This is a genomic window from Streptomyces sp. SID3212 (assembly GCF_009865405.1).
Classification (GTDB): domain Bacteria; phylum Actinomycetota; class Actinomycetes; order Streptomycetales; family Streptomycetaceae; genus Streptomyces.
This window is the reverse complement of record NZ_WWJY01000707.1, coordinates 1-1,347: the sequence shown is the minus strand read 5'-3', so window position 1 is coordinate 1,347 and position 1,347 is coordinate 1. Positions and strand designations below refer to the sequence as shown.

At 71.8% G+C, this 1,347-nt stretch carries 1 protein-coding gene and 1 pseudogene; both read left to right on the top strand.

Annotation, left to right across the window (positions count from 1 at the left end):
• Positions 1-936, top strand: a 936-nt coding sequence (locus GT042_RS21145) for a L,D-transpeptidase (protein WP_237531019.1), incomplete at its 5' end; no start/stop codon positions are given.
• A gap of 224 nt (positions 937-1,160) precedes the next feature.
• Positions 1,161-1,347 (top strand): annotated as a pseudogene (locus tag GT042_RS21140) (hypothetical protein); the annotation flags it as partial.

Genomic DNA, 1,347 nt, shown 5'->3' with positions numbered 1-1,347 from the left:
ACCCACGCCACCCACACCGCCCCCACCTCTCACGTCACCCAGGCCGCCCCCGCGTCGAGCACGAGCCCCGCGGCATCGGCGTCGCCGTCGGCATCGGCAACGGCGTCCCGGCCGGCCGGACCGCCGATGCTGCTGGACACGATCACCCCGCAGACGGGCACCACCGTCGGTGTGGCGATGCCGGTCTCGGTGACCTTCACCGACCCGGTCGCGCCGTCCGCCCGCGCCGGGATCGAGAAGCAGCTGAAACTGACCACGTCGGTCCCGGTCAACGGGGCCTGGCACTGGTTCGGCGACCAGCGGGTGGACTGGCGGCCCGCCTCGTACTGGCCGAGCGGTACGAAGGTGACCCTGGACGCCGAGCTGACCGGCGTCACCGACGGCCACGGCCGCTACGGCACCCACGCGTACCACCACAGCTTCACCGTCGGCAGCGACACGGAGGCCACCGTCTCCGCCTCCGGCCACACCATGAGGGTGACCCGCGACGGCAGGACCGTCCGTACGATGCCCATCGACGCGGGCAGCAAGGACTGGCCCTCCTGGGACGGGACGATGGCCGTGATGGGCAAGGCGAAGACGGTCCGTATGACGTCGTGCAGCGTGCACATCACCTGCGACAAGAAGGACCCGGACTTCTACGACCTGACGCTGCCCTGGGACGTCCAGCTCACCGCCTCCGGCACCTATCTCCACTACTCCACCGGCGACCCCACCCCCGGTCACAGCAGCGGCTCGCACGGGTGCGTGCACCTGTCGCTGGCCGACGCCAAGTGGTTCTACAACTTCGTCGAGCAGGGCGACCCGGTCACGATCACCGGCTCCCCGCGCGGCAACGCGGCGGCCGACAACGGCTACGCCGACTTCAACCTGACCTGGACGCAGTGGCTGGCACAGAGCGCGACCGGCGCGCACGTGACAGCGGTCACGCTGTAGCGACGCGCTCATGTGACGACCGCTGCGGTGACGACCGCTGCGGTGACGACCGCTGCGGTGACGACCGCTGCGGTGACGACCGCTGCGGTGACGGCCGCTGATGTGATGACCACAGCGTCCTGACAGGTTCCTCATAACTTCACGCCAGCCTGGGAGCGAGCCCGGGACCCCGGCCACCGGGGTCCCGGGCTCGACCGAGTTCCCGCTGGAATGGAGCCATTCCCATGAGTCACCGTCCCTCCGCGCGTTCCGTCGTGCTGGTCGCCGCGACGCTCTGCGCCGTCCTCGCGCCGTCCGCCGCCGCCTTCGCGTCCGACGCGCCCTCGGCCAAGCCCGAGCGGGCCGCCACCGGCGCGGCGCCGGCCCGCCCCACGCAGACCCCGCCGCAGGAGCCCACGAAGGCCGCCGAGC